Below are 24,806 nucleotides of genomic sequence, written 5' to 3' on the forward strand. Positions count from 1 at the left end.
TAGTAACATGGTTTTTTATCTGAACAAGCGGTTAATCGTGCACCTGTTTTTCGTTCCCTGCTTGAAAGCGGGGAAATCACGGCGTTTAAGTGATGATTTGTATAGTTGCAGTATTGACCATATCTTGGAAAAGCTTTGTGGTAATGGCATGCCGGTTGCTAGGTATGGCTACGGCGTGAGTCATAAAGCTAAATTGCCAAATTCGATACCCGAAAGGAAAGAATATGCTGTTGGGCGTTAATATCGACCACGTTGCCACCTTGCGTAATGCACGCGGTACGCGCTATCCCAGCCCGTTGGAGGCGGCTTTGGTCGCCGAAACCCACGGCGCGGATTTGATTACCCTGCATCTACGCGAAGATCGGCGCCATATCAAAGATGCAGATGTGTTTGCCATCAAGCAGGCGATCCGCACCCGTATGAATTTGGAAATGGCGCTGACGGCAGAAATGCTGGATAACGCTTTGCAGGTACAGCCGGAAGATGTGTGTATTGTGCCGGAAAAACGGCAGGAGGTAACCACTGAAGGCGGCTTGGATGTGTTGGCACAACAGCAGACGGTAGCAGAGTTTACGCAGCAATTAAACGCTGCCGGCATCCGTGTTTCGTTGTTTATCGATGCGGATGAACAGCAAATCAAGGCTGCTCGTGATGTTGGAGCTCAAGCTATTGAACTGCATACCGGCGCGTATGCCGATGCAGTTTCACATGCTGTTCGGCAAAACGAATTGCTGCGTTTGGAAGAAGCGGCATATTTTGCTTCCGAATTGGGTTTGGTGGTAAATGCCGGACACGGGTTGACGATTCACAACGTAGCGCCGGTGGCGCGGATTCTGCCGATTCGTGAGCTGAATATCGGTCATGCACTCATTGCGCAGGCTGTGTTTTTGGGCTTGCCGAAAGCGATACACCAAATGAAGGATGAGATTTATCAGGCGCGGAGTCAGCCGGATTAGAGGTAAGAGAAATTATAATTATGAGTTGGGATACGATTCAGAATGAAGAATAATAAGAAAAATGGAGTTTTATGGCGATGAATAAATCAAACGTAAGTGGGTTTACTTTAGTTGAGCTGATGATTATTATTGCATTGATTGCTATTTTGGTTACTCTATCATATCCAAGTTATGAGGCTTTCATGCGAAGGGTTCATATGGAGGAGGCTAAGGCAAGTATCATGGTAAAGGCTAGGGATATGGAGCGCTTATATGCCAGTAAAAGGACCTTTACCGATTCAAGTAGCCCAGCGACAGATCCGGTTGATACGGAGTACTTTACTATTGATTTCGCACCAGGTAGTCCCAAGGCAGATAGCTACGAAATTATTGCAAAACCGAAAAATCCTCGTGAAACGCAAGCTCTTTACTACAATAGCATAGGTATTCTCAGTCGTTGCAATGCCTCTACAATGCAGGACTGCGAGCAATACTAATAGTAACAGGATATTTCATTTTTTTCTAAAGCCGTTTATACTGCGTGTCCTAATAATTATCTAAAGGAGTAGTAATATGAACGGTTTATCTGTTTGCACCAAACGCGGTTTCACACTGATGGAGCTGATGATCATTATTGCCATAGTGGCGATTTTGGCAGCCATTGCGTATCCTTCATACCAATCGTTTGTGCGAAAATCCCGTTTGGAAGAGGCGAATGCTGCTTTGTTGGAGAATAGTCGGGCGATGGAGCGTTTCTATACGAGAAACCGCACTTTTAAAGCCACTTCCACTACTTGGCCGGTGTTGGCGGTTAGTCAAACGCAGCATTTCTGTATTAAATTCCAAGGCAATGCGCGCGGGGTGTTGGGAGATAAATATACAATTAAAGCCGTGGCTTTTGATGTGAATAAAGAGCCACGGGTTTTATTGATTAACCAAGATCAAACGGTACGGATTTGCCAAAGTAGTCGTAGCCGTTGTGATAATAAAGAAGTGTTTTCCGGCGGTAATAATATCGACCAAGAATGCGAATTATTGCATTAGTTTTTCTTTAATTAAAATTCAAATTTTGATGAGTATTACTCTTTGATGAGCATTACTCTTTATATTACAACAAAAAATTCAAAATGCCGATTACGCACGCATGATTCAAAGCAATATCGCTCCTTTCAGCCCGGCAGAAACCGATCTGCTGGCTGAAATTTTGAGTAGTTACGAATTTGATGTGGTGCAGCAGCAGGCGCTGGTGCAGGCTGTTATGCAGCAGTCCCGTTTCGATCCGGATGCCTTCCACCAAGAGTTCGACGATGAAGACGTAACCGGCATTTGCCCGCATTGCATCAACCCGCCCATGCCGCCGTTACGTGATTATTTGGTATGGCGTCAAACGCTGGCCAAACAGGCTACCTGAACATTTCAGGTAGCCTTCTTCCCTGTATAATCAAACAATAATTTTATCTGGAAAACCCATGCGTATCATTTCTGCCAATGTAAACGGCATCCGTTCTGCCTATAAAAAAGGCTTCTATGAATACCTGGCCGCAAGTGGCGCCGATATCGTTTGCGTGCAGGAGCTCAAGGCTCAAGAAGCCGATTTGGACGACAGCATGAGGGCCCCGCACGGTATGCACGGCGTTTGGCACTGCGCCGAAAAGCGCGGCTATTCCGGCGTGGCGCTGTATAGCAAGCGCGAGCCGGACCGCGTGCAAACCGGCATGGGTATTGCCGAATTCGATGCCGAAGGCCGTTTCGTGCAGGCCGATTTCGGCAATTTGTCGGTGATTTCGCTCTACTTACCCTCAGGCAGCAGTTCGGAAGAGCGCCAGCAGGTAAAGTTCCGTTTCCTAGAAGCCTTCTACCCGATGCTGCGTGAGCTGCAAACTCAAGGCCGCGACATCGTGATCTGCGGCGATTGGAATATCGCACACCAAAACATCGACTTGAAAAACTGGAAAGGCAACCTGAAAAACTCCGGTTTCCTGCCTGAAGAGCGCGAGTGGATCGGCAAAGTGATTGCCGAACTGGGCTGGGTGGATACTTGGCGCACGCTTTATCCCGAAACGCCCGGCTACACCTGGTGGAGCCAGCGCGGCCAGGCCTATGCCAAAGACGTGGGCTGGCGCATCGACTACCAAATGGCCACGCCCGCCCTAGCCGAGCGCGCCCGCTCCGCCCATGTTTATAAGCAGGAGAACTTCTCCGATCACGCCCCGCTGGTGGTGGATTACGATTATCCGCTGTAGCGGATGCCGGCGTTCCGGTTTTTTAGAAATCCGGCATGTCGGAAAACCTGTTTCAGGTAGCCCGCATCTTGCCCGGCAGGCTGCCTGAAAAGCCGATTGTTTATATTAAGCATTTGATAATTTTGAACCGTATGTTTTCAGGTAGCCTGTATTTTTGTTGAACAGGCTACCTGAAACCGCGGAAACCAACCCAAGGAAACACCATGTATTTTGTAGACCGCAGCGCCGTGGTGGTGAAGCCCACCGAAGCCTTCCTCGCCTGGCTCAAAAGCACCGGCGACGACCTGCCCGACCTCACCCTTGCCCAAATCCGCAGCAACTGCAGCGTGTATCTGTTGGCGCAGGCCGATACGCCCGAAGAGAGCGCCGGTCTGTTTGGCGAACGTTGGCGCGAGGTATTCAGCGGCGAGATTGCTTCGTGGGAAGTGCCGCAGGAGCAATGGCCGGAGCTCACGCCCGAGCTGTTTGCCCGCTTTTTCGACCTCGAATTCCACGACATGGTGCTGGACACGGATGACGACGATATCCGCGTCAGCCCCGTGGTGGACAACATGATGTAGCCGCCGTGCAGCCTTTTCAGGTAGCCTTCCGGCCTTCGCGGTTGCAGCGTGTGCTGCAGTCGGCTGCATGGGCGTGGCTGGCCGTTATTTGGCTGCTGTACTTCTCCGGCTGGCCGCGCCCGCTCGGCCTCGCGCTCACCGCTTTCGCCGCTTGGTATGCCCTGCGCCGGCCGTTGCCCATCGGCAGCCTCACAGTGGGCAGCGGCGGCGAGGCCGTGCTGTTTTTGCAGCCGCAGCAAATCGCTGTGGCGGCCACCCTGCGCGGCGGCGTGGTGCTGGCGTGGCTGCAAATCCTGCATTGGCAAACTGACGGCGGCCGGCAGATTTACCAAGCCGTTTGGCCGGATTCCGCCGATGCCGAAGGCCTGCGCCGCCTGCGCGTGTGGGCGCGTTGGGGGCAGGCGCGGAAGAAACGGAGCAAGCCGGCGGATATACGGGATTCCCGCTAACAACGGCCGTGCCAACGCGACATATTCTATTGGCTTTTTCATTGCATACAGGACTCAACCCTATGACCAATTCCAACCACCTTATCCTGCCCAGCCGTTTCGGTTTTGCCGAAACGCTGATCGTGTTGAAGCAGGCTTTTGCTGCCAAGCAAATTACCCTGTTTGCCGAAATCCCGCATTCCGCGCTGGCCGCCGAACACGGCCTGCCGCTGGCGCCCGCCAGCCTGCTGATTGTCGGCCACCCGGCCAAAGGTACGCCGCTGATGCAGGCCGATTTGCTGCTGGCCGCCGAGCTGCCGCTAAAAGTGTTGGTGTACGAGCAAAACGGCTGCGTGCAGGTGCTGTACCGCCGCGTGTTGTCGCTGGTGGCGGGGCGCGGTTTGGATGCGGCTGAAACTGCCGCCGCGCAAATCGATGCCGACACGGGTGCACTGATTGCTGCCGCGCTGGAGAGTGTGCTGGGCTGAATTCCGCTGCGGTATAATGCGGCGACAAAAGGCTACCTGAAAAGGTTTAACCGTTTTCAGGTAGCCTTCATCAGTTAAAGCAGGCTACCTGAAAGCGCCGTTCAAAATCCGGGCCAGCAAGTGCTTGGCGCAGTAAAGCAACCGACACCATTATTTTCAGCTAGCCTTCACCAAGCCGCCCGTACGGCATACAGGCTACCTGAAAACCCGTTTAGCATTTTCAGGTAGCCCCTTAAACAAGGTTGAACAAATGAAAACACTCTCTCAATGGCTCGCCCACCTTGAAACCGCCTATACCGGCGGCACCGCCCACAGCCACGGCAGCATTGATTTAGGCTTGGAGCGCGTGCGCGCGGTGAAAGAGCGGATGGGTTTGCAGCCGCAATGCCCCGTAATCGTGGTGGCCGGCACCAACGGCAAAGGCTCGGTGTGCGCCTTTTTGGAAAGCATCTACCGCGCCGCCGGGTTCAAAACCGGCATGCTCACCAGCCCGCACATTCTGCGCTACAACGAGCGCATCTGCGTGAACGGCCAGCCCGCCGCCGATGAAACCATTGCCGCCTCTTTCGAGCGCATCGAGGCCGCACGCGGCGACACCGCGCTTACTTATTTCGAGTTCAACACCTTGGCCGCCGTGGATATTTTCCGGCGCGCTGAAACCGATGTGATGATTCTGGAAGTCGGGCTCGGTGGCCGGTTGGACGCGGTGAATATTTTTGACGGTGACGTAGCGGTGGTAACGTCGGTGGATTTGGATCACCAAGCCTTTTTAGGCGACACAGTGGAGCAGGTGGCCTTTGAAAAGGCGGGCGTATTCCGCGCGGGCAAACCCGCTGTCTGCGCCCAAAACCCACCGCCCGAATCGCTGCGCCGCCACGCCGAAGCCATCGGCTCCGACCTCTTGCTGGCCGGTCGCGATTTCGGCTTCAGCAAGCTGGAGCAGCAACAATGGTCGTTTCACTTTCATCCCGAACGCAGCCGCCTGTTTTCAGGTAGCCGCAACCGCAACGCGCTGCCTTTTCCCGCCCTGCGCGGCGGCTATCAGCTGGGCAATGCCGCCTGCGCGCTGGCCGTGCTCGAATGCCTGAATGCACGGCTGCCGGTGGATATCGGCGCCATCAAACGCGGGTTGTTGCTGGTGAGCCACCCCGGCCGTTTCCAGGTGTTGCCCGGCCGCCCGCTCACCATATTGGATGTCGGCCATAATCCGCACGCCGCCCGCGCTTTGCGTCGCAGCCTGATGGCGCTGCCGTTTACCGAAAAACGGCTGGCGGTGTTCAGTATGTTGGCCGATAAAGATATCGACACTGTGGTTTCCCTGCTGCAAGACCAGTTCGACGAATGGTTGGTTGCCCCGCTGCCGTTGCCGCGCGGCCTCTCGGTGGAAGCATTGCAGCAGCATCTGGAAGCGGCGGGAGCGGCCAATGTTCGCCTGTTTGCCAGCGTGGGCGAGGCCTATCGCGCTGCCTTATCGGAGGCTGGGGAAAATGATAGAATTGTCGTATTTGGTTCGTTTCACACGGTGGCCGAAGTGATGGGCGCACCGCAACAGGAATAAGAAATTATGCCCCCCCAGTCCAACCCTAATTGGCGCCATCTGGAAGAATACGAGCAGATTAAGCGCAAAAACCGCCGCCGCTTGGTGGGCGCGCTGCTGCTCACCACGGTGGTGGCGCTGCTGCTGGCCAAAGTGATGGGCAGCAGCAAAAATACTGCCGCGCCGGGCGAAATCACCGTGAGCGGCGGTAGCGAAACCGCTGCTTCTATGGTGGTGGAAACCCAACCGCTACCCGAGCCTGTGGCCGAAGTGCCGACCGGTGCTGATACTTCGGTGGAAATGCAGCCGCAGCCTGTGTCGGCGCCGGTTGTTGAGCCGGAAGCAGTGGTTGTGGAGCCTGCTCCGCCTGCGCCACAGCCCGTGCAACCGGCCAAGCCGGTGGAGGCGCGCACCATGGTATTGCCCAATCCTCTGGCCAATTCCGGCAACGCGGCTAATCCGCAACCAAGCCGACCGGCTGCACCGCCGGTACGGGCGGAAAGCAAGCCTGCGCCGCAGCTGCGTGTAGAAGCCAAGCCGGTGCCTGCCGAGCCGCGCGCGCAACAGGCGGAAAACAATAAACCGGCGGCCCAGCCGCAGGCCAAGCCAGCCGTGCCGGAAACCCCGCGCCGCGCCGAGGGCGTAAAAACGCAAACGCCGGCTGCGCAGCCGAATGAGCGCCGCCCCGAAAGCAAACCGGCCGAACCGAAGCCGACCGAACAGAAACCAGCCGAGCGCCGCCGCCCAGCCGAACGCCGGCAGGAACGTAAGCCAAACGGCAACCGCCTCTCGCCGGAAGATATTTTGAACAACCGCGCTGCCAACCATGTGGCTGGAAATGGCAAAGCTGCCGATAATCAAGCGGCGCAGACGGAGCGGCGCATGGTGATTCAGGTGGGTGCTTACACCACCGAAGAGCAGGCACGCGCCGTGCAAAAACGGTTGGCCGATGCGGGCGTAAGCGCCTATGTGGCGCCGCCGGCCAACAAAGGCGGCAACGCACTCTATCGCGTGCGCACCGGCTCATATCCCAACCGCCAGGCCGCCGGCCAGGCAATGGGCAAAATTAAATCGCAGGGGCTGGACGGCATCCTGCTGGAGCGCTGATGACTCTGTTTGATTATTTCGCGCTGCTGGTGATTGCGGCGTTTACCCTGATTTCGCTGTTTCGCGGCGTGGTGGCGGAATTGGTGGGCTTGGTTTCTTGGCTGGGCTCGCTGCTGGCAGCCAAGCTGCTTGCTCCATCAGTGGGCGACTGGCTTTCAGGTAGCCTCAAACCGCATGCGCTGGCGGTGGTGGCAGCATTTATTGGTGTGTTTCTGCTGGCCAGGCTGCTGTTCCGACTGCTGCAAACCTTGCTCACTTCGTCTGCCGGCGCGGCCGGGCTGGGCGGGGCAAACCGCCTGCTCGGCGGCGTGTTCGGCGCGGTGAAGGGAGTGCTGGCGGTAACGCTAGCGGTGTTGGCTTGCGCGTTTACCGATTTGCCAAAGAGCGAGGAATGGCGGCATTCGCAAACCGCATTTGTTTTCGAGGGCTTGGCCCAATTGGCCGTGCCGTATCTGCCGCCGTTTATGGCGGATCGTGTCGACTACCGGCAAGAGCCGGGGGAGTGAGTTTATGTGTGGCGTGTTGGGCATGGTGGCCTTTGAGCCGGTAAATCAGTTGCTGTATGACGGCTTACAGGTGTTGCAGCACCGTGGGCAGGATGCTGCCGGTATCGTAACCGCCGAGGGCGAGATGCTCCATATGCACAAAGACACCGGCATGGTGCGCGACGTGTTCCGCACACGCGATATGCGCAACCTAGTGGGCAACGCCGGCATCGCCCATGTGCGTTATCCCACCGCCGGCAATGCCGCCAGCAGCGCTGAAGCGCAGCCCTTTTATGTAAATTCGCCCTTCGGCATCGTGCTGGCACACAACGGCAACCTCACCAACACCGATGAGCTCAATGCCAACCTGTGCCGCCGCTATCTGCGCCACATCAACACCGGCTCCGATTCCGAAGTGCTGCTCAATGTGTTGGCCAGCGAGTTGCAGCACGTGATCGGCAGCCGCAGCAAGCTGGAAGTGGCCGATGTGTTTGACGCCGTGGCTGCACTCAACCGCCAAGTGCGCGGTGCATACGGCGTGGTGGCGCTGATTGCCGGCTACGGCATGCTCGCCTTCCGCGACCCGCACGGCATCCGCCCGCTGGTGTTGGGCAAATCTACCGACGAAGCGGGGCGCACCGCTTATATGGTGTCTTCCGAATCCATCGTTTTCCCCGGCCTGGGCTATGAATTGGTGCGCGATATTGCGCCGGGCGAAGCTGTGTTTATCGGTTTTAATGGTGAGTTTCACAGCCGCCAATGTGTCGAAGTGTCGCGCCTCTTGCCCTGCCTGTTTGAATACGTTTATTTTGCTCGCCCCGATTCCGTGATGAATGGTGTGTCGGTGTACCAAGCGCGGCTCGATATGGGTGTAACCCTGGCCGAAAAAGTGAAACGTAGCCTGCCAGTAGGAGAAATCGACGTGGTAATGCCCATACCGGATACCAGCCGCCCTAGTGCTTTGCAGCTGGCCATGCACCTGGGCAAGCCCTACCGCGAAGGCCTTATTAAAAACCGCTACATCGGCCGCACCTTCATTATGCCCGGCCAAGCCACGCGCAAAAAATCCGTGCGCCAGAAGCTCAATCCCATCGACAGCGAAGTTGCTGGCAAATCTGTGCTGCTGGTAGACGACTCCATCGTGCGCGGTACTACCAGCCGCGAGATTGTGGAAATGGTGCGCGTCGCCGGAGCACGGAAAGTGTATTTTGCCTCCGCCGCCCCCGAAGTGCGCTACCCCAATGTATATGGCATCGATATGCACACTCGCAACGAGCTGATTGCCAGTGGCCGCAACATCGAACAAATCGCCATCGAAATCTCCGCCGACGGCGTAGTGTTCCAAGATTTGGGCGACTTGGAGAACGTGGTGCGAGCACTCAATCCTGCCATTGAAGGTTTCGACAGCTCCTGCTTCAACGGCTGCTACGTGACCGGTGACATCGACGAAGGCTACCTGAAACACCTTGAACGTAAAAAAGACAGCAACACGGCCCCTGCCGGCCAGATGGAACACAGCATCCGTGTGGATTCGCTACGGGAATAATAAATGGCGGAAGCCGGCTTTCGAGGCCGGCTTCTTTGGTTTGGCGGGGTAGGGCAATTTCAGGTAGCTTTGCCGGCAGATGAACAGGCTACCTGAAAACCGGATAATACGCCTGTTATCGTGAACTAACAAAACCGGTACAGCGCTGGCTTGCCTGGCCGGATGTGTTTATTACTTGTGGCTTGCCACCTTGAGCCAATTTTGTTAATCCGTCATATCGCGCCGCAAAGCAGCCTTAGCTAGGTTCAGACATCGCCCCACTTCGTTGAAGCTCCGTTTTCAGGTAGCCTTTCCCTCAGGAGACCAAGTGATGAGTAACAAAAAACGTATCTGCCAAGAGCAGCAAACCTTCGATAATCTCTACCAGCCGCAGGAGCAGGAAATACTGGTGCTTACTGATAGCAGTAGCGGCGGTGGTGCGGGCAAGGGCGGACGCGATGTGTTGTGGACGGCCAGCCGCCATTGTGCCGCCTATATCGATGCCGACGGCCAATGCCACCGCCAAACCGTGCGGCTCGAATGGCTGGTGGAAAGCACCGCCCCCGAACACTACCGCTTCTCCCTGCGCCCCAACTGCATCTACCGCCTGCGCGTGCGGCCGCAGCGTGAAGACAGAGACTTTTCCATGCCTTGCTTTATGTTGTTGGAAATCTTGAAAGAAAACCCGGATTCGCCCGACTTGCAGGCCGAGCTGGAGCATTATCTGACACCGGTGGTGTTGAACGAGCCGGGCATCGGCCAATTTACCCTCAACCGCGATTTCGCCAGCTTTGAAGGCAATGCCGATTGGTTGGGACAGGAAGTGCATATTTTGCTTGATGTCGATGCCGGCTATGAAGAAAGCGCTAATCAAGCCCTCGCCCTATTGCGCCGACTGCACAGTCAAGCTGCTGAATTCGACCGCCGCTGGCGCCGTTTTGCCGCCGAACAGCTGCTGGAAGACGCGGTAAATTGGCAGGAGGAAACCGACGAGCCAGTCGTGCCGCCGGAAAGCCTGGATGCTGAAGCGTTTGCGCGTTGTATCGAATTGTCCGAGCTCACATTACAGGAAGAAGGGTTCACTGCCTACTACGACGATGGCGATTTATTTTTCGGACACGTGATTCTGGTGGAAGGCGGGAAAGACGGCGAGCTGGATGATGCGTATATTGCGGGCTGAGGTTTTCGCTCCGCAGAAACTCGCGGTGCTCGTTTCAAATTCGTTGAAGCTCGCGCTTTCAGGTAGCCTTAAAGTTTGACTACACATTAGGTTATTACAATTTTATGACCCCATACGACTACTGCCATCAAAAAGCCGAAGAGAGCGGCTCCAGTTTTCTGGCCGGCTTCCGCTTTCTGCCGCCGGAAAAACGCCGCGCCATGACTGTGCTGTATGCCTATTGCCGCGAACTCGACGACGTGGCGGACGATTGTGCCGACCCGGCCGTGGCGGCGCAAACGCTGGCCTGGTGGCGGCAGGATGCGGCCAAGGTGTTTCACAGTGCGGCCTTGCCGGAGCATCCGGTCAATCAGGCCATGCGCGAAGTGGCGCCGGCCTACGGGCTACCTGAAAACGAATTGACTGCCGTGATTGACGGCGTGGAAATGGACTTAACCCCGGCGCGTTATGCCGATTTTGCCGCCTTGCAGCAATACTGCCAGCGCGTGGCCGGGGTGGTTGGGCGGCTGATTGCCCGCATCCTCGGTTTTCAAGATGCCGCCGTGCTGGATTATGCCGACAAAATGGGTTTGGCCCTGCAGCTCACCAACATCATCCGCGACGTGGGCGAAGATGCGGTGGCCGGGCGGATTTACCTGCCGGTGGAAGATTTGCAGCGCTTCAACGTGCCCGCCGCCGATTTGCTGCAACGCCGAAACAGCCAAGAGTTTGCCGAGCTGATGGCTTTTCAGGTAGCCCGTACCCGCCAAACCTACCGTGAAGCCGTGGCCTTGCTGCCTGCTGCTGAGCGGCGCGGCCAGAAGGCCGGGCTGGTAATGGCCGCCATCTACTACGCGCTCTTAAACGAAATCGAGCGCGGCGGTGCAGCCAATGTGTTGCGCTACAAGCTGGCGATTCCGAAGCCGCGCAAGGCACGGATTGCCCTGAAAACCTGGCTCTTGGGGTTTAAGCCGTGAGCGCCGCGCCGCGTGTGGCGGTTATCGGCGGCGGCTGGGCCGGGCTCGCGGCGGCGGAAGCGCTGTGCGGTCGGGCGCAAATCACTCTGTTTGAGGCCGGGCGGCAGTACGGCGGCCGTGCCCGCGCGTTGGGCGGCGGCAGCGGTTTTGCCCATGCCGACAACGGCCAGCATATTTTGGTGGGCGCGTATCGGCAGGTGCTGGATGTGCTGGCGCGCTGCGGCGTGCGCGAAGAAGAGGCGTTTTTGCGCCTGCCGCTGCAATGGCATTTGGCCGACGGCCTGCAGTTTGCCGCCCGCCGCCTGGGTGCGCCGCTGCATTTGCTTTTCGGCGTGCTGGGCGCACGCGGCATCGGTTGGGGCGAGAAAACGGCGCTGCTGCGCCAGATGCGCGCCTTGCAAGGCCTGTGCTTGGTGGAAGACGTTCCCGTGGCTGCCTGGCTGCGGCAGCAGCAAGTGTCGCACCGTTTGCAGCAGCAGTTTTGGCAGCCTTTGGTGTGGGGCGCGATGAACACCGCTTTGGAGCAAGCTTCGCTGCAACGCCTGCAAAACGTGCTGCGCGACGGAGTGTGGGCGGAGCGCGCAGCCAGCGATTTCTTGCTGCCCAAGCAGGATTTGGGGCAGCTGTTTGCTGAGCCGGTGTGCCGCCGCTTGCAAAAATACGGCGCACAAATCCGGCTGGAAACGCGCGTGCCGCAGATTGAACAAACGCTTTCAGGTAGCCTGTTGGTGAACGGCGAAACCTTTGATGCCGCCGTGTTGGCCGTTGCGCCCTATCATGTGCCGCCCCTGCTGCCAGAAGCCGCCCCGCCCGAGATTGCTGCTGCGCTGGATGCCTTGGCCTACCACGCCATCACCACCGTGTATTTGCGTTATCCCGTTGCGCCCGAGCTGCCCGCGCCGATTACCGGCCTGGCCGAAGGCACGGCGCAATGGTTTATCGACCGCGATGCGCTCGGCTTCGGGCGCGGCGAAGTATCCGCCGTGATTTCCCTGTCCGACCAATACGGCAAACTTGGCCGCGAAGAGTGGATCAGGCGCGTGCAGCACGATTTGCGGCGCGTTTGCCCGCACTTGCCGCGCCCCGGTGCCGCCCAGGTCATCACCGAAAAACGCGCCACCGCCGCCAGCCGCACCGATAACCCTGCCATCCCCACTGCCTGGCTACGCCATCAGCATATCTACCTTGCCGGCGATTATCTGCACCCGCGCTATCCCGCCACGCTGGAAGCCGCCGTACAAAGCGGTCGGCAGGCTGCGGCTTTGTTGTTGAAAGATGCGGGGTGGGAGCAAGCTGACTAAAAACCATGCTATTTAAACAAAAGGCTACCTGAAACTTTTCAGGTAGCCTCTATCGGACGGCCAATGCCGCTATTTGCCCGAACCGATTTTGCTTTCCTTGCCGCTGAGCAGGTTTTGGATATTGCTGCGGTGGCGCAGCAGCACCAGCGCGGCAATCACGGCAATGGCCGCCTGCCAGGAAGGCTGTTGCACCAGAAACATGGCGGCCAGCGGGCTGATTACGGTGGCGGTGAGTGCGGCCAGTGAGGAAATTTTCAGCCCGAAGGCCATCATCAGCCACACCGCTGCGCAAATCAGCGCTACCGGCCACGACAAAGCCAGCAGCACGCCCAGCGCGGTGGCCACGCCCTTGCCGCCCTTGAAGCCGAAAAACAGCGGCCACATATGCCCCACCAACACGGCCACGGCCACGGCGGCCACCACTTCGTCGGCCAGGCCAAAATACGATTGCAGCCATCGGGCAAGCAGCACGGCCACCAGGCCTTTGAGCGCGTCGCCCAAGAGCGTGAGCGCGGCGGCTTTTTTGCGGCCGCTGCGCAAAACATTGGTGGCGCCCGGGTTGCCCGAGCCGTAGCTGCGCGGGTCGTCCAGCCCGTAGAATTTGGATACGATAACGGCAAACGAGAGCGAGCCGATTAAATAGGTGGCGGCCACGGCGGCCAGGCCCCACACAGAAAAGATGTCAGCCATAAGATTTTTTCACATTGAAACAAACGAGCCGGATTCTATCATGAGGACAAGCACAGCATGGATACCGTTTTTCTGCACGGCTTAAAAGCCCAAACCCTAATCGGCGTTTTCGACTGGGAACGCCGCCAGCCGCAAACCGTGTTGCTGGATATAGATATCCGCGCTGATCTGAGTGCGGCGGAAAAGAGCGACAACGTGGCCGATACGATCAGCTACGCCGAGGCGGCGGAGCTGGTAACGGCAGCCTTGGCCGGCCAGCAGTTTTTCTTGCTGGAGGCGCTGGCGGGTTATGTGGCGCAGCTGCTGCTTAAGCATTTCCCTTCCTGCGAGAGCGTGCGGATTAAGGCGGTAAAACCCGGTATCCTGCCCGGCGTGGCATCGGTGGGCGTGGTGATGGAGCGGGGCAGGGCAGAGGCTACCTGAAAGATATAGTTTATTAAAATCAGTATGCTACGGCGTTAGCTTGCCTTGCCGTACTGGTTGTGCTGTTTGCGGCTTGCCGCCTTGCCCCTTCTGATTTTAATCCACTATGGCCAAAGCATTTTCCCCGCTGCCAAGCGAGCTAACGCGATATGCAGTGCATTGCTTCAGCCATCTCGCCGTTTAAACTTCGCCTAAGCTGTGCTTTTAGGTAGCCTCACAACTATAGTGAATTAACAAAAATCAGGACAAGGCGACGAGCCGCAGATAGTACGGCAAGGCGAGGCAAGGCAACGCTGTACTGGTTTAAATTTAATTCACTATAAAAAAGCCGTCTGAACATTCAGACGGCTTTTGGTTTATTTCATAAAGTTTTTCAGCAGCATGGAAGCCACATCGTCCAGGCCGAAGCCGTCTGCGTCTTGCGCGCTGCCGTTTGGGGTGGCGTGGTCTACCAGGTTGGGCAGGATTTTGGCCAGCATCTCGCTTGCCTGGTTGGCATCCACGCCGAATTTCTGCGCCAGCTGGTTTACGGTGTCGCTACCCAGCGCTTGTTGCAGTTGGCTGCCGGACACGGGCATATTGCCAGACTGGTTGGAAACCCAGCTGCTGATGGCATCACCCAAGCCGCCTTGTTGCAGCTGGCTGATCAGGTTGCCCACGCCGCCGTGCTGTTTCACCAAATCCATCGCCATATCGGTGAGCGAGCCTTGGCTGCCGTCTTTGCCGCCCAGCATCTGGCTGGCCGCGTTCATTAGATTATCCATTAAAGTCATGATTTTCCCTTATATTAGAGTGAAAAGGGGCGCAGTGTAGCAAAGTTTGGGCTACTCGGTGGCGGGCTTAACTAAATTTAGCGAACGGTATGGTAAAACCGCTTCATAGAGGTGGTTTGGCAGACGGCTTGCAGACAAAAACGTGGCTCTACGGTTTTCAGGTAGTCTTCCATAGCGGGGCAGCAACCGATATTTGGAGGAGCCGGTTTTATGCCCGGCCGCGATATGGCGTAGGCTACCTGAAAACTGATGCCATTCCGCATTTCAGCCTCGTGGAAGAAGAGGCTTTCAGGTAGCCTTTTCCTCAATTAAAAACAGCCGCTTCAGGCTACCTGAAACGGCTGTGGTTTTATCCGCGTTGCTTATTTAGCGGCAGATGCGCCAGAGGCTGCTGCTGCAGAAGCGGCTGAAGCGGCAGCTGTACCTTCACCCCATACGGCAGGATATTTGTAGCCGACGAAGCGTTTGTGCGCGTAGTCTTTGAATTCTTGGGAATTGTAGGCGGCAGTTACGTCTTGTACCCATTGTGCGTCTTTATCGGCAGTGCGCACGGCAGACCAGTTGATGTAGGCGAAGCTGGGCTCTTGTAACAGGGCTTCGGACAGTTTCATACCGGAAGACATAGCATAGTTGCCGTTTACGATGGCGAAGTCCACGTCTTGGCGGCTGCGTGGCAGGTTGGCGGCTTCCATTTCCACGAATTCGATATTTTTGGTGTTTTCGGCAATGTCGGTGCGGGCGGTGCGCAGCGGATCAATGCCTTCTTTCAGTTTAATCCAACCCAGGTTGTCGAGCATTACCAAAGCGCGGGCGAGGTTAGACGGATCGTTGGGGATGGAAACGGAGCTGCCGTTTTTCACCTGATCCAGCGCGGTGAGCTTGCCGGGGTAGATACCCAGGGGGGCGGTGGGCACTTGGAATACTTCGGTCAGGTCGAGGTTGTGTTCGGCCTTGAAGGAATCCAGATAGGGTTTGTGCTGGAAAATGTTGATGTCGATCGCACCCTCGGCCAGTGCCTGGTTGGGGGTAACGTAGTCGGGGAATTCGGTAAGGGTAACAGTGTAGCCCTGTTTTTCCAGTATGGGCTGGATTTGGTCTTTAATCATGTCGGCAAAGTCGCCCGGGGTGGTGCCGAAGCGGATTTCCCGCTTGGCTTCGGCGGCGGGCTGGCTGCCGGCAGAGGCGGCGGATGCTTGTGCACCGCTGCCGCTATCTTGTCCGCCGCAGGCGGCCAGGGTCATGCCCAGCACGGCGGCGCAGGTGAGTTTCCATAATGCTTTCATTGCGTATCTCCTTAATAAATGGATAAATAGGTTGGGAAAAAACGGATTAGCGTTTGTCTAAACGGGCAGCCAAATGGTTGCCGAGCGTTTGGATGCAGACCACCAAGGCCGAGAGTAGGGCAACCACTGCCCACAGCACATCAGCCATATAGCGCTGATGGCCGTAACGAATACCGAGGTCGCCCACGCCGCCGCCGCCGATTAAGCCTGCTGCAGCACTGGTGCCCAGCGTGGCAATAATCAAAATGGCAATGCTGCGTACGAGGCCGGCACGGGCTTCGTTGAGCAAAACTTTGGTGATGATGGTCATGGGTTTGGCACCCATGGCCAGTGCGGCTTCCACCACACCTTTAGGCACTTCGGCCAAATTTTGCTCCACCAGCCGCGCAAAATAAAACATGGCGGCCACGCTGAGCGAAATAGAGGCGGCCACCGGGCCGAATGTGGTACCCATGATCATGCGGGTAGGTTTCATCATCACAATCATGAGGATGACGAAGGGGAAGGCGCGGATAAAGTCGATGGTGAAGCCTAAAATATGGTTCACGCGGCGGTTGGCAAAAATCTGATTTTTGCCGGTGGTGTAGAGCCATACTCCGAGCAGGCCACCGATGATGATGCTGACAATGCCGGAAATGCCGAGCATGATGGCGGTTTCGCCGAAGGCCTTGTAAAACTCCGGCCGCAGGCGCATCAGGTTTTCCCAAATATCGTATTGCTGCCCCATTTCAATCCTCCTGTACCAATTCACGCCCGATGTCGGTGTGCGCCAGAATCTGCTTGTCGCGCACGTCAGCCACTTCCAGCAAATGCCCTTGATGCAGCAGGGCGGTGCGGCGGCACAGGCGGCGGATGACGCTCATTTCGTGGGTGACGATCACGATGGTTACGTTGAAACGGCGGTTGATGTCTTGCAGGCAGTCGAGCACGCTGCGGGTGGTGGCCGGGTCGAGTGCGGAAGTCGGTTCGTCGGCCAGAATCACGTTGGGGTTGGGCGCAAGCGCACGGGCAATGCCCACGCGCTGTTTCTGCCCGCCGGAAAGTTGGGCGGGATAGTGCTGTGCGCGGTCGGAAAGGCCGACAATTTGCAAACATTCACGCACGCGTTCGTTGATTTTGTTTTTACTCCAGCCGGCAATCTCCAGCGGGAAGGCTACGTTGCCGGCCACAGTGCGGTTGGCGAGTAGGTTGAATTGCTGAAATACCATGCCGATGTTTTGGCGGGCGGTGCGCAGCTGGGCGGCATTCATGGCGGTGAGGTCTTGGCCGTCAATCAGTACTTTGCCGCTGTCGGGGCGTTCCAGTAGGTTGATCAGGCGCAGCAGGGTGGATTTGCCCGCGCCGGAATAGCCCATCAATCCGAACACCTCACCTTGGTCGATGCTCAGGCTTAAGGGATGCACGGCCATGAATTGGTTGCTTTTGCCGTGATGATAGCTTTTACAAACTGAATCCAGAATAATCATGATGTTGTTGTATGGCCGCCTCACTCTGCGGCTGCAAAGATTTAAAGCCCACTGAATCAACAATGGGCTTAAAACAGAGGTGCGTGTTATAAACAGTACGCTTTAGCTGTTTTAACGCCCGCAAGCTGTATCAAATCGGCGTAAATAATGGTGGCGTATTTAATGCCCAAATATGGGTTTTGTCAAGAGCGGCTGTTTGCCGGGCTGTGTTTCAAGCTCGTCGGTTTCGGGTATAATCTTGCCATTTTGGCGGGTGAGCCGCCGTTTCTTCAGCCAACTAACTTTTGGAGCAGAGTGCATGAGCGCCATTATTGATATTTTCGCCCGCGAGATTCTCGATTCACGCGGTAATCCCACCGTAGAATGCGATGTGTTGCTGGAAAGCGGCGTGATGGGGCGCGCGGCCGTGCCCAGCGGCGCTTCCACCGGCCAGAAAGAAGCGCTGGAACTGCGCGACGGCGAAGCCGCACGCTATTTGGGCAAAGGCGTGCTGAAAGCCGTAGAACATGTGAACAACGAAATCGCCCAAGCCATTATCGGCATTGATGCTTCCGAGCAAAGCTATATCGACAAAGTGTTGGTGGAATTAGACGGCACGGACAACAAAGGCCGCCTCGGCGCCAATGCCACTTTGGCCGTATCTATGGCCGTGGCGCGTGCTGCCGCCGAAGATGCCGGCCTGCCGCTCTACCGCTATTTGGGCGGTGCGGGGCCGATGGCGATGCCGGTGCCGATGATGAACGTGATCAACGGCGGCGAACACGCCAACAACAGCCTGGATATCCAGGAATTCATGATTATGCCGGTGGGCGCTGCCAGCTTCCGCGAGGCCTTGCGCTGCGGTGCAGAAGTGTTCCACCACCTGAAAAAAATCTGCCACGACAAAGGCTTCCCAACCACCGTGGGTGATGAAGGCGGCTTTGCCCCCAATTTGGGCAGCCACGCCGAAGCTTTGGATTTGATTTTGGAAGCCGTGAAAGCAGCTGGCTACGAAGCGGGCAAAGACGTGTTGCTCGCGCTCGATTGCGCCTCCAGCGAGTTTTATAAAGAAGGTAAATATCACCTCTCCGCCGAAGGCAAAGCGCTTTCCAGCGCCGAATTTGCCGATTATCTGGTCGACTTGACCGCCCGCTATCCGATTGTTTCAATTGAAGACGGCATGGACGAAAACGACCGCGAAGGCTGGAAGCTGCTCACCAACAAGCTTGGCAGTAAAGTGCAGCTGGTGGGCGACGACTTGTTTGTTACCAACCCGAAAATCCTGGCCGAAGGCATCAAAGAAGGCATTGCCAACGCCCTGCTGGTGAAAGTGAACCAAATCGGCACCCTGAGCGAAACCCTGAAAGCCGTGGAGCTGGCCAAACGCAATCGCTACGCCAGCGTGATGAGTCACCGCTCCGGCGAAACCGAAGACAGCACCATCGCCGATTTGGCCGTGGCCACCAACTGCATGCAGATTAAAACCGGTTCTCTTTCCCGTTCCGACCGCATGGCCAAATACAACCAGCTGCTGCGTATTGAAGAAGAGCTGGGCGAAGCTGCTTATTATCCCGGCCAAGCTGCGTTTTACCATTTGGCTCGCTAAAGGCTACCTGAAACATGAAATGGGTAACCGTGGTGCTGGCCGTGGCGCTGGTGTGGCTGCAACATGATCTGTGGCTGGCCAAAGGCGGCTGGCGCGATATGTGGCGGCTGGAGGCCGAAGCCGAAAACCAGCGGCAGTCCAATCAAAGCCTGGTGCTGCGCAATCAGGCTTTGGCAGCCGAAGTGGACAACCTGCGCACCGGGAAAGATGCCATTGCCGAAATTGCACGCACCGATTTGGGCTATGTGGGGCAGGGCGAAGTGTATTACCGCATTTTGCCCGCTTCCGAGGCGGCGGCAGAGAGTGAAACGGCTGCCGAATAATATGTTTCAATAGTTTTTCAGGTAGCCTGCTGTCTGCAAGGGGCTACCTGAAAATATTTCTGCCATAGCAAACAGAATATCAGCCACTGGCAATCATGGAGCTCCTAACTGTTTACCTAGACTTCTCCCTTGCCGCCCAATCCTCCGTTGCCAAGTGGCAAACTATCAATAAAATCAAATAAAGTTTGCAGCCGTATCATTTTGAGGCAGCAGCGGAAGAAGGAAGATTTGTGGTTAAGCTGAACACGCCCAACTGGCTGGAGGGAGTGTTTCAACTGTTAGATTTCGCCCAACAGTTGGGACGGCATTTTCAGCAGCAAGATATGCATCAACGGCGTGGCTGCCGCAAGCATGATGTGTGAGAATCCGTCTAGTGTGCCCCGCATGCTGCAGCAGTACGAAGTATAGTGGGTTCACTTTAAACCAGTACTGCGTTGCCTCACCGTACTATCTGTACTGTCTGCTGCTTCGTCTCCTTGTTCTGATTTTTGTTGATCCATCATTATAATGGATGTGGCATCATCACACTTCTGAGCATATTAATTTTGTTTTTTGGAATGTTATGAGCAATCTCTCTTTGCGCGGTGACCGCCTGGGCTCTGGTTGGATGGCGGTTTCTGCCGCCCTATTTGCCTTGATGGGCGCGTTTGCTAAAGCCGCCGGCAGCCGTTTCGGCTTCAGTTTCAACGAGCTGGTGTTTTGGCGCATGCTGTTTGGCCTCGTGGCTATTGGGTTGCCTGAATGGTGGCGCAACAAGCCCTTCCGCACGCCCTATTTGAAATCGCACCTCAACCGCAGCATTACCGGTTCAGTGGCGCTCCTGCTTTCGTTTTTCGCGCTCACCCGCCTGCCGCTGGCCACCGCTATCACGCTCAATTACACTTCTTCGCTATTTTTGGCCTTGCTTTCCTTCATCTTCCTTAAGGAAAGAATTGCCCCGCGAATGCTGGCCGCGCTCTTGATGGGCTTCGGCGGCATCATCATCCTACTCCAGCCCACTATTGCCGCCGAGCAGCAGATTGCCGGCCTCATCGGCCTGATTTCCGGCGTGTGTTCCGGCTGGGCGTATTTGCAGGTGCGCGAACTCTCGCAGCTGGGCGAGCCCAGCTGGCGAGTGGTGTTTTATTTCTGTTGTGTGGCCACTGCCATGTCGGGCATATTGGCCTGCATCAACGGCTGGCAGCTGCCCACCGCCCAATCGCTGCCCTATCTGTTCGGCCTAGGCGCCGCCGGTACGCTCGGCCAGCTGGCAATGACCCGCGCCTACCAAGTGGGGCGTAAGCTCACCGTGGCTTCGTTGTCCTACCTTACGGTGGTGTTTTCCACCCTGTTGGGCATTTTCTGGCTGGGCGACAGCACCAGCTGGCACGAAATCATCGGTATGCTGGTGATTGTATGCGCCGGCGTATTGGGCAGTTTTGCCAAGGGCAAATAAAGGGGGGCTTAAAGGCTACCTGAAAGCAAGGCGAACAATTTATCCACTGTATTTAAAGGAGAAAATTATGATCAACAGCATGACCGGTTTTGCCAACGGCAGTGCCGAACATGGCAGCAAACGCCTGTATATCGAACTGCGTGCGGTCAACCACCGCTATCTCGACATCCAATTCAAAATGCCGGAAGACCTGCGCCACCTCGAAGGGGCATTGCGCGAGGCCGTGTCGGCCCACGCTGCACGCGGCAAAATCGAATGCCGCATCCAACTGCGCCACGGCGAGCAGGCTGGTGGCGAGCAAGAATTGCGGCTGAACAAAGAATTGGTTGCCCGGCTGGCTAAAATCAACAATAAAATCTGTAAGAAACATCCCGACATCAACTGCTTGGGCGTAGCCGACATCCTCGCTTTCCCCGGCGTGCTGACTGCTCCGGCGGAAGAAACCGGCGATTTAGACGAAGCCGTGTTGCAGCTCATCAACGAAGTGTTGGTTGCCTTCAACCAAGCCCGCAGCCGCGAGGGCGAGCAGTTGCAGCAACACCTGCTGCAGCGTTTGCAGCAGATGGAGCAGATTCTGGACGCTTTGGCCGCCGCTTTCCCGCAGCTGCTGCAACAGCATATGGACAAAGTGCGCCAGCGGTTGCGCGAAGCCGTTGGCGACGTGGAAAACGACCGCCTGCAGCAAGAGTTTGCCTTGTTTATGCAGAAGGCAGACGTGGACGAAGAATTCAGCCGCCTGCGCACCCACATTGCCGAAGTGCGCCGCATCGTGAGCAGCCAGCCCAAAGGCAGTATCGGCAAGCGCCTGGATTTCCTGATGCAGGAACTCAACCGCGAAGCCAACACACTGGGCAGCAAATCGATTGCCGCCGAATGCACCCAGGCCTCGGTGGAGCTGAAAGTGCTCATCGAACAGATGCGCGAGCAGGTGCAGAATATTGAGTGATGTTTGTGCAGACGAAGAAAGGCTACCTGAAAATTTCAGGTAGCCTTTTGGGTTTATACTGCGCCGGAGGCTTCGCTGGCGGTGGGGGTTGCGGAGGCAGCGGGGTTTTTCAGCCAGGCGGCGGTGTCTTTGGCGAGGGTGTCGGTTACGCGTTCGAGCACGGAGCAGGAGCTTTTAAACATGCCGCCCATGCCGCCGAGGGAGCGGCGGGAAAGCTCGGTGATGGCGGTTTGTTGGCCGTTTTCGTAGCGAGTTAGGCGGATGTGCATGGATTTGTAGTGGCCGGTGAAGGCGCTGCCGTAGCTGCGTGCGTCGGTAATCTGCACTTCGAGGCGGTCGGGCTGCCCGGCGAGACTGTCGGCACCGGTGGCCTGCAGTTCGATGCCGCCGGCTTTAGTTTGCTCGATGATTTTGCGGCTGAAGTTTGCGCCTAAATCGGTGCATTCTTGGCGGATGCGGTCGGCAATTTTAGCTTCAGGGCATAGGGAATAGTGTCGGCGATAAAGCTTTGGGCGTAGGTTTGGCCGGCGATGAGGAGGGCGGCGATGGCGGTGAGGCGGCGGAACATGGGGTGTCCTTTCTGTGGTGGTTGAACGGTGGGGTAAGGGGGTAAATTTTCAGGTAGCCTTTGTAGGAAAGGCTACCTGAAAAATCTGCGCTGCTTTACGCATCAATGTTTTGCGCAATCAGGGCGTTGGTTTCGATGAATTCGCGGCGGGGTTCGACTTCGTCGCCCATGAGGGTAACGAATACTTTGTCGGCAGCGATGGCATCTTCGATGCGCACTTTTAAGAGGCGGCGCACTTCCGGGTCCATGGTGGTTTCCCACAGCTGTTCGGCGTTCATCTCGCCCAGCCCTTTGTAGCGCTGGATGGCCATGCCTTTTTGTGCACCGGCGAGCAGGATGTTGATGGCCTGCTCGAAGCTGTTTACGGTTTGCGGCTCGGCTTCGCCTTTGTGGAGCAGGGCGCCAGGCTCAACCAGGCCTTGGAGCTGTTCGGCGGTGCGGCTGATGGTTTGGTAGGCTTTGCTGTCGATGAATTTCTGGTCGAGATAGGAAACCATCACGTTGCCGTGCAGCTGGCGGGTGATTTTGATGAAATGGCCGCCTTCGTGGCCGTCGAGGCGTTCCAGCGCCACTTCTTCCTTGGCCAGCAGGGGGGTGAGGGCGGCAATGGCGGCATCGGTGCTTTCGGCGCTTTCGAGCGAAATGGGGGCGGTGTCGAGCAGGGCGCGCAGCACGAGGCCGTCGATGATGCGGCTTTCTTGTTCGATGGTGCTGCGGGCGCGGAGGAACTGCTTGGCGGCGCGTTCCAGCTCGGCGCCTTCCAGCGTGCGGCCGCCGGAAACGATTTTGGCCTTGTCCACGGCGAGGCCGAGCAGGAATTCGTCTTTTTCCGTGTCGTCTTTCAGGTAGCGTTCCTGCTTGCCGTATTTGGCTTTATAAAGCGGGGGTTGGGCGATGTAGATGTAGCCGCGTTCCACCAGTTCGGGCATTTGGCGGTAGAAGAAGGTTAGGAGCAGGGTGCGGATATGTGCGCCGTCCACGTCGGCATCGGTCATGATGATGATGCGGTGGTAGCGTAGTTTTTCCAGATTGAATTCTTCTTTGCCAATGGACGTGCCCAGCGCGGTAATCAGCGTGGCGACTTCCTGACTGGCGAGCATGCGTTCAAAGCGGGCGCGCTCCACGTTCAAAATCTTGCCTTTGAGCGGCAGGATGGCTTGGAATTTGCGGTCGCGGCCTTGTTTGGCGGAACCGCCGGCGGAGTCACCCTCCACCAGATAAAGCTCGGATAAGGCAGGGTCTTTTTCTTGGCAGTCGGCCAGTTTGCCGGGCAGGCCGAGGCCGTCCATCACGCCTTTGCGGCGGGTGATTTCGCGCGCTTTGCGGGCGGCTTCTCGGGCACGGGCGGCATCTACGATTTTGCTGCAAATGATTTTGGCGTCTTGCGGATTTTCTTCCAAGAATTCGTGCAGCGCCTGGCTGAGCACTTCGTTCACCACGGGGGCGATTTCGCTGGAAACCAGTTTGTCTTTGGTTTGGGAGGAGAATTTCGGGTCGGGCAGTTTCACGGAAAGCACGCACACCAAGCCTTCGCGCATATCGTCGCCGCTGGTATCTACCTTGGCTTTCTTGGCGATTTCGTTGGCTTCGATATATTGGTTAATCGTGCGCGTCATCGCGGCGCGCAGGGCGGTGAGGTGCGTGCCGCCGTCGCGCTGCGGGATGTTGTTGGTGAAGCATTGCACGGATTCTTGGTAGCTGTCGTTCCACTGCATGGCGCACTCTACGGTCATGCCATCTTTTTCGCCGAGGGTGTAGAAGATTTTGTCGTGCAAGGTTTTTTTGCCGCCGGTGGTGTAACGGACGAAACCGGCCACGCCGCCGGATTCGGCGAAGTTTTCGTGTTTGCCGTCGCGTTTGTCGAACAGTTCGATTTTCACGCCGTTGTTTAAAAAGGACAATTCGCGGATGCGCTTGGCTAGGGTTTCAAATTTATATTGCACCTCGCCGAAGGTTTCTTCGCTGGCCATGAATTGCACGCGCGTACCGTGTTTGTCGGCAGGGCAGTCGGCCACAGCTTTTAGCGGGGCAACGGTTTCGCCACGGCGGAATTCGACAAAATGCTCTTTGCCTTCGCGCCAAATGGTGAGTTTCAGCCAGTCGGACAGGGCGTTTACTACGGATACGCCCACGCCGTGCAGGCCGCCGGAGACTTTGTAGCTGTTGTTGTCGAATTTGCCGCCCGCGTGCAGGATGGTCATGATGACTTCGGCGGCGGAGCGGCCTTCTTTGGGGTGGATGCCGGTGGGGATGCCGCGCCCATTGTCTTCGATGGTGATGGATTCGTCGGCGTTGATGCACACGGTGATGTTGTCGCAATGGCCGGCCAGCGCTTCGTCAATGGCGTTGTCCAGCACTTCGAACACCATGTGGTGCAGGCCGGAGCCGTCTTGCGTGTCGCCGATGTACATGCCGGGGCGTTTGCGCACGGCCTCCAATCCTTCGAGGACTTGGATGCTGTCGGCGCCGTATTCTTGTTGGGTGGATTCTGTCATGGTTTTTTTGCTGTGATGAGAATGAGTTGAGGCTACCTGAAAAATGGCAGCGCAAATTAGGATGTTTAACCGGC

Annotated in this window: 29 protein-coding genes; 21 read left to right on the forward strand and 8 right to left on the reverse strand. The window is 56.8% G+C overall.

Translation table 11 applies throughout. The features are described 5' to 3' along the window. The first annotated feature begins 224 nt into the window (after positions 1-224). From pdxJ to hpnE, 15 genes are all read left to right on the forward strand, one after another. The gene (gene pdxJ, locus A7P96_RS09640) at positions 225-956 is read left to right on the forward strand and encodes a pyridoxine 5'-phosphate synthase (RefSeq protein WP_067526670.1); all 732 of its coding nucleotides are present in this window, start codon (positions 225-227) and stop codon (positions 954-956) included. Positions 957-1,027: 71 nt separating this feature from the next. Then, a complete protein-coding gene (locus A7P96_RS09645) occupies positions 1,028-1,432 on the forward strand; it encodes a type IV pilin protein (protein ID WP_231863672.1) in 405 nt (134 codons plus the stop codon). A 76-nt stretch (positions 1,433-1,508) separates the two neighbouring features. Continuing rightward, the gene (locus A7P96_RS09650; protein WP_067526672.1) at positions 1,509-1,979 is read left to right on the forward strand and encodes a type IV pilin protein; all 471 of its coding nucleotides are present in this window, start codon (positions 1,509-1,511) and stop codon (positions 1,977-1,979) included. A gap of 100 nt (positions 1,980-2,079) precedes the next feature. Next, positions 2,080-2,346, forward strand: a complete 267-nt coding sequence (locus A7P96_RS09655) for a hypothetical protein (RefSeq protein WP_067526674.1) — start codon at positions 2,080-2,082, stop codon at positions 2,344-2,346. 58 nt (positions 2,347-2,404) lie between these two features. Next, entirely contained in the window at positions 2,405-3,178 is a 774-nt protein-coding gene (locus A7P96_RS09660) for an exodeoxyribonuclease III (protein WP_067526676.1), read from the forward strand. A 203-nt stretch (positions 3,179-3,381) separates the two neighbouring features. Further along, complete coding sequence (locus tag A7P96_RS09665) at positions 3,382-3,738, forward strand: hypothetical protein (RefSeq protein ID WP_067526678.1); 357 nt, start codon at positions 3,382-3,384, stop codon at positions 3,736-3,738. 5 nt (positions 3,739-3,743) lie between these two features. Beyond that, positions 3,744-4,187: a hypothetical protein gene (locus A7P96_RS09670; RefSeq protein WP_156496326.1), complete on the forward strand. Its 444-nt coding sequence runs from the start codon at positions 3,744-3,746 to the stop codon at positions 4,185-4,187. A 62-nt stretch (positions 4,188-4,249) separates the two neighbouring features. Beyond that, a complete protein-coding gene (locus A7P96_RS09675) occupies positions 4,250-4,654 on the forward strand; it encodes a DUF302 domain-containing protein (protein WP_067526682.1) in 405 nt (134 codons plus the stop codon). Positions 4,655-4,904: 250 nt separating this feature from the next. After that, entirely contained in the window at positions 4,905-6,212 is a 1,308-nt protein-coding gene (folC, locus tag A7P96_RS09680; protein WP_067526684.1) for a bifunctional tetrahydrofolate synthase/dihydrofolate synthase, read from the forward strand. Positions 6,213-6,218: 6 nt separating this feature from the next. Continuing rightward, on the forward strand, positions 6,219-7,298 hold the full coding sequence (locus A7P96_RS09685; protein WP_067526686.1) for an SPOR domain-containing protein: 1,080 nt from the start codon (positions 6,219-6,221) through the stop codon (positions 7,296-7,298). Further along, positions 7,298-7,804: a CvpA family protein gene (locus tag A7P96_RS09690; protein ID WP_067526688.1), complete on the forward strand. Its 507-nt coding sequence runs from the start codon at positions 7,298-7,300 to the stop codon at positions 7,802-7,804. The genes A7P96_RS09685 and A7P96_RS09690 overlap by 1 nt, the downstream gene beginning before the upstream one ends. A gap of 4 nt (positions 7,805-7,808) precedes the next feature. Next, a complete protein-coding gene (purF, locus tag A7P96_RS09695; RefSeq protein ID WP_067526690.1) occupies positions 7,809-9,329 on the forward strand; it encodes an amidophosphoribosyltransferase in 1,521 nt (506 codons plus the stop codon). Between the two features lie 310 nt (positions 9,330-9,639). Then, positions 9,640-10,488 carry a DUF2262 domain-containing protein gene (locus A7P96_RS09700; RefSeq protein ID WP_067526692.1) on the forward strand — a complete coding sequence of 283 codons (849 nt, stop codon included), beginning with the start codon at positions 9,640-9,642 and terminating at the stop codon, positions 10,486-10,488. A 104-nt stretch (positions 10,489-10,592) separates the two neighbouring features. Further along, positions 10,593-11,444 (forward strand): presqualene diphosphate synthase HpnD, encoded by an 852-nt coding sequence (gene hpnD, locus A7P96_RS09705; RefSeq protein WP_067526695.1) that lies wholly within the window; start codon positions 10,593-10,595, stop codon positions 11,442-11,444. Continuing rightward, a complete protein-coding gene (gene hpnE, locus A7P96_RS09710) occupies positions 11,441-12,745 on the forward strand; it encodes a hydroxysqualene dehydroxylase HpnE (RefSeq protein ID WP_067526697.1) in 1,305 nt (434 codons plus the stop codon). Before hpnD ends, hpnE begins: the two co-directional genes overlap by 4 nt. A 69-nt stretch (positions 12,746-12,814) precedes the next feature. Here hpnE and plsY read toward each other — a convergent pair whose 3' ends face one another. Then, positions 12,815-13,435, reverse strand: a complete 621-nt coding sequence (gene plsY, locus A7P96_RS09715; protein ID WP_369799162.1) for a glycerol-3-phosphate 1-O-acyltransferase PlsY — start codon at positions 13,433-13,435, stop codon at positions 12,815-12,817. Positions 13,436-13,492: 57 nt separating this feature from the next. Here plsY and folB point away from each other — a divergent pair, with 57 nt between their 5' ends. Then, complete coding sequence (gene folB / locus A7P96_RS09720; RefSeq protein ID WP_067526699.1) at positions 13,493-13,858, forward strand: dihydroneopterin aldolase; 366 nt, start codon at positions 13,493-13,495, stop codon at positions 13,856-13,858. Between the two features lie 356 nt (positions 13,859-14,214). Here folB and A7P96_RS09725 read toward each other — a convergent pair whose 3' ends face one another. The 4 genes from A7P96_RS09725 to A7P96_RS09740 all read right to left on the reverse strand — a co-directional run bounded on the left by A7P96_RS09725 (position 14,215) and on the right by A7P96_RS09740 (position 17,380). Beyond that, a complete protein-coding gene (locus tag A7P96_RS09725) occupies positions 14,215-14,631 on the reverse strand; it encodes a YidB family protein (protein WP_067526701.1) in 417 nt (138 codons plus the stop codon). A 362-nt stretch (positions 14,632-14,993) separates the two neighbouring features. After that, positions 14,994-15,914 (reverse strand): MetQ/NlpA family ABC transporter substrate-binding protein, encoded by a 921-nt coding sequence (locus A7P96_RS09730; protein WP_067526703.1) that lies wholly within the window; start codon positions 15,912-15,914, stop codon positions 14,994-14,996. 46 nt (positions 15,915-15,960) lie between these two features. Further along, the gene (locus A7P96_RS09735) at positions 15,961-16,641 is read right to left on the reverse strand and encodes a methionine ABC transporter permease (RefSeq protein ID WP_064103261.1); all 681 of its coding nucleotides are present in this window, start codon (positions 16,639-16,641) and stop codon (positions 15,961-15,963) included. Position 16,642: 1 nt separating this feature from the next. Then, positions 16,643-17,380, reverse strand: coding sequence for a methionine ABC transporter ATP-binding protein (locus tag A7P96_RS09740; protein WP_067526705.1), 738 nt, complete (start codon positions 17,378-17,380; stop codon positions 16,643-16,645). Between the two features lie 298 nt (positions 17,381-17,678). Here A7P96_RS09740 and eno point away from each other — a divergent pair, with 298 nt between their 5' ends. The 5 genes from eno to A7P96_RS09760 all read left to right on the forward strand — a co-directional run bounded on the left by eno (position 17,679) and on the right by A7P96_RS09760 (position 21,669). Further along, on the forward strand, positions 17,679-18,965 hold the full coding sequence (eno, locus tag A7P96_RS09745) for a phosphopyruvate hydratase (RefSeq protein ID WP_067526707.1): 1,287 nt from the start codon (positions 17,679-17,681) through the stop codon (positions 18,963-18,965). Positions 18,966-18,979: 14 nt separating this feature from the next. Next, a complete protein-coding gene (ftsB, locus tag A7P96_RS09750; protein ID WP_067526709.1) occupies positions 18,980-19,288 on the forward strand; it encodes a cell division protein FtsB in 309 nt (102 codons plus the stop codon). 230 nt (positions 19,289-19,518) lie between these two features. Then, positions 19,519-19,650 (forward strand): hypothetical protein, encoded by a 132-nt coding sequence (locus tag A7P96_RS11430; RefSeq protein ID WP_255361187.1) that lies wholly within the window; start codon positions 19,519-19,521, stop codon positions 19,648-19,650. A gap of 200 nt (positions 19,651-19,850) precedes the next feature. Continuing rightward, positions 19,851-20,723 (forward strand): DMT family transporter, encoded by an 873-nt coding sequence (locus A7P96_RS09755; RefSeq protein ID WP_067526711.1) that lies wholly within the window; start codon positions 19,851-19,853, stop codon positions 20,721-20,723. 67 nt (positions 20,724-20,790) lie between these two features. After that, positions 20,791-21,669, forward strand: a complete 879-nt coding sequence (locus tag A7P96_RS09760) for a YicC/YloC family endoribonuclease (RefSeq protein ID WP_082887972.1) — start codon at positions 20,791-20,793, stop codon at positions 21,667-21,669. A gap of 53 nt (positions 21,670-21,722) precedes the next feature. On the opposite strand, the gene A7P96_RS09765 is transcribed toward A7P96_RS09760, so the two are convergent. From A7P96_RS09765 to gyrB, 3 genes are all read right to left on the reverse strand, one after another. Next, positions 21,723-21,995 carry a hypothetical protein gene (locus A7P96_RS09765; protein WP_067526713.1) on the reverse strand — a complete coding sequence of 91 codons (273 nt, stop codon included), beginning with the start codon at positions 21,993-21,995 and terminating at the stop codon, positions 21,723-21,725. A gap of 104 nt (positions 21,996-22,099) precedes the next feature. Beyond that, positions 22,100-22,237: a hypothetical protein gene (locus tag A7P96_RS10885; protein ID WP_156496327.1), complete on the reverse strand. Its 138-nt coding sequence runs from the start codon at positions 22,235-22,237 to the stop codon at positions 22,100-22,102. Between the two features lie 95 nt (positions 22,238-22,332). Continuing rightward, on the reverse strand, positions 22,333-24,732 hold the full coding sequence (gyrB, locus tag A7P96_RS09770; protein WP_067526715.1) for a DNA topoisomerase (ATP-hydrolyzing) subunit B: 2,400 nt from the start codon (positions 24,730-24,732) through the stop codon (positions 22,333-22,335). Between the last annotated feature and the right edge of the window lie 74 nt (positions 24,733-24,806).

This window comes from Eikenella sp. NML03-A-027, assembly GCF_001648395.1.
Classification (GTDB): Bacteria; Pseudomonadota; Gammaproteobacteria; order Burkholderiales; family Neisseriaceae; genus Eikenella; species Eikenella exigua.

Bases quoted from the DNA above. Each gene is read 5' to 3' on its own strand.
- pdxJ (WP_067526670.1), top strand. From the start codon at position 225: ATGCTGTTGGGCGTTAATATCGACCACGTTGCCACCTTGCGTAATGCA.
- A7P96_RS09645 (WP_231863672.1), top strand. From the start codon at position 1,028: ATGGCGATGAATAAATCAAACGTAAGTGGGTTTACTTTAGTTGAGCTG.
- A7P96_RS09650 (WP_067526672.1), top strand. From the start codon at position 1,509: ATGAACGGTTTATCTGTTTGCACCAAACGCGGTTTCACACTGATGGAG.
- A7P96_RS09655 (WP_067526674.1), top strand. From the start codon at position 2,080: ATGATTCAAAGCAATATCGCTCCTTTCAGCCCGGCAGAAACCGATCTG.
- A7P96_RS09660 (WP_067526676.1), top strand. From the start codon at position 2,405: ATGCGTATCATTTCTGCCAATGTAAACGGCATCCGTTCTGCCTATAAA.
- A7P96_RS09665 (WP_067526678.1), top strand. From the start codon at position 3,382: ATGTATTTTGTAGACCGCAGCGCCGTGGTGGTGAAGCCCACCGAAGCC.
- A7P96_RS09675 (WP_067526682.1), top strand. From the start codon at position 4,250: ATGACCAATTCCAACCACCTTATCCTGCCCAGCCGTTTCGGTTTTGCC.
- folC (WP_067526684.1), top strand. From the start codon at position 4,905: ATGAAAACACTCTCTCAATGGCTCGCCCACCTTGAAACCGCCTATACC.
- A7P96_RS09685 (WP_067526686.1), top strand. From the start codon at position 6,219: ATGCCCCCCCAGTCCAACCCTAATTGGCGCCATCTGGAAGAATACGAG.
- A7P96_RS09690 (WP_067526688.1), top strand. From the start codon at position 7,298: ATGACTCTGTTTGATTATTTCGCGCTGCTGGTGATTGCGGCGTTTACC.
- purF (WP_067526690.1), top strand. From the start codon at position 7,809: ATGTGTGGCGTGTTGGGCATGGTGGCCTTTGAGCCGGTAAATCAGTTG.
- A7P96_RS09700 (WP_067526692.1), top strand. From the start codon at position 9,640: ATGAGTAACAAAAAACGTATCTGCCAAGAGCAGCAAACCTTCGATAAT.
- hpnD (WP_067526695.1), top strand. From the start codon at position 10,593: ATGACCCCATACGACTACTGCCATCAAAAAGCCGAAGAGAGCGGCTCC.
- plsY (WP_369799162.1), bottom strand. From the start codon at position 13,435: ATGGCTGACATCTTTTCTGTGTGGGGCCTGGCCGCCGTGGCCGCCACC.
- folB (WP_067526699.1), top strand. From the start codon at position 13,493: ATGGATACCGTTTTTCTGCACGGCTTAAAAGCCCAAACCCTAATCGGC.
- A7P96_RS09725 (WP_067526701.1), bottom strand. From the start codon at position 14,631: ATGACTTTAATGGATAATCTAATGAACGCGGCCAGCCAGATGCTGGGC.
- A7P96_RS09730 (WP_067526703.1), bottom strand. From the start codon at position 15,914: ATGAAAGCATTATGGAAACTCACCTGCGCCGCCGTGCTGGGCATGACC.
- A7P96_RS09735 (WP_064103261.1), bottom strand. From the start codon at position 16,641: ATGGGGCAGCAATACGATATTTGGGAAAACCTGATGCGCCTGCGGCCG.
- A7P96_RS09740 (WP_067526705.1), bottom strand. From the start codon at position 17,380: ATGATTATTCTGGATTCAGTTTGTAAAAGCTATCATCACGGCAAAAGC.
- eno (WP_067526707.1), top strand. From the start codon at position 17,679: ATGAGCGCCATTATTGATATTTTCGCCCGCGAGATTCTCGATTCACGC.
- ftsB (WP_067526709.1), top strand. From the start codon at position 18,980: ATGAAATGGGTAACCGTGGTGCTGGCCGTGGCGCTGGTGTGGCTGCAA.
- A7P96_RS09755 (WP_067526711.1), top strand. From the start codon at position 19,851: ATGAGCAATCTCTCTTTGCGCGGTGACCGCCTGGGCTCTGGTTGGATG.
- A7P96_RS09760 (WP_082887972.1), top strand. From the start codon at position 20,791: ATGATCAACAGCATGACCGGTTTTGCCAACGGCAGTGCCGAACATGGC.
- A7P96_RS10885 (WP_156496327.1), bottom strand. From the start codon at position 22,237: ATGTTCCGCCGCCTCACCGCCATCGCCGCCCTCCTCATCGCCGGCCAA.
- gyrB (WP_067526715.1), bottom strand. From the start codon at position 24,732: ATGACAGAATCCACCCAACAAGAATACGGCGCCGACAGCATCCAAGTC.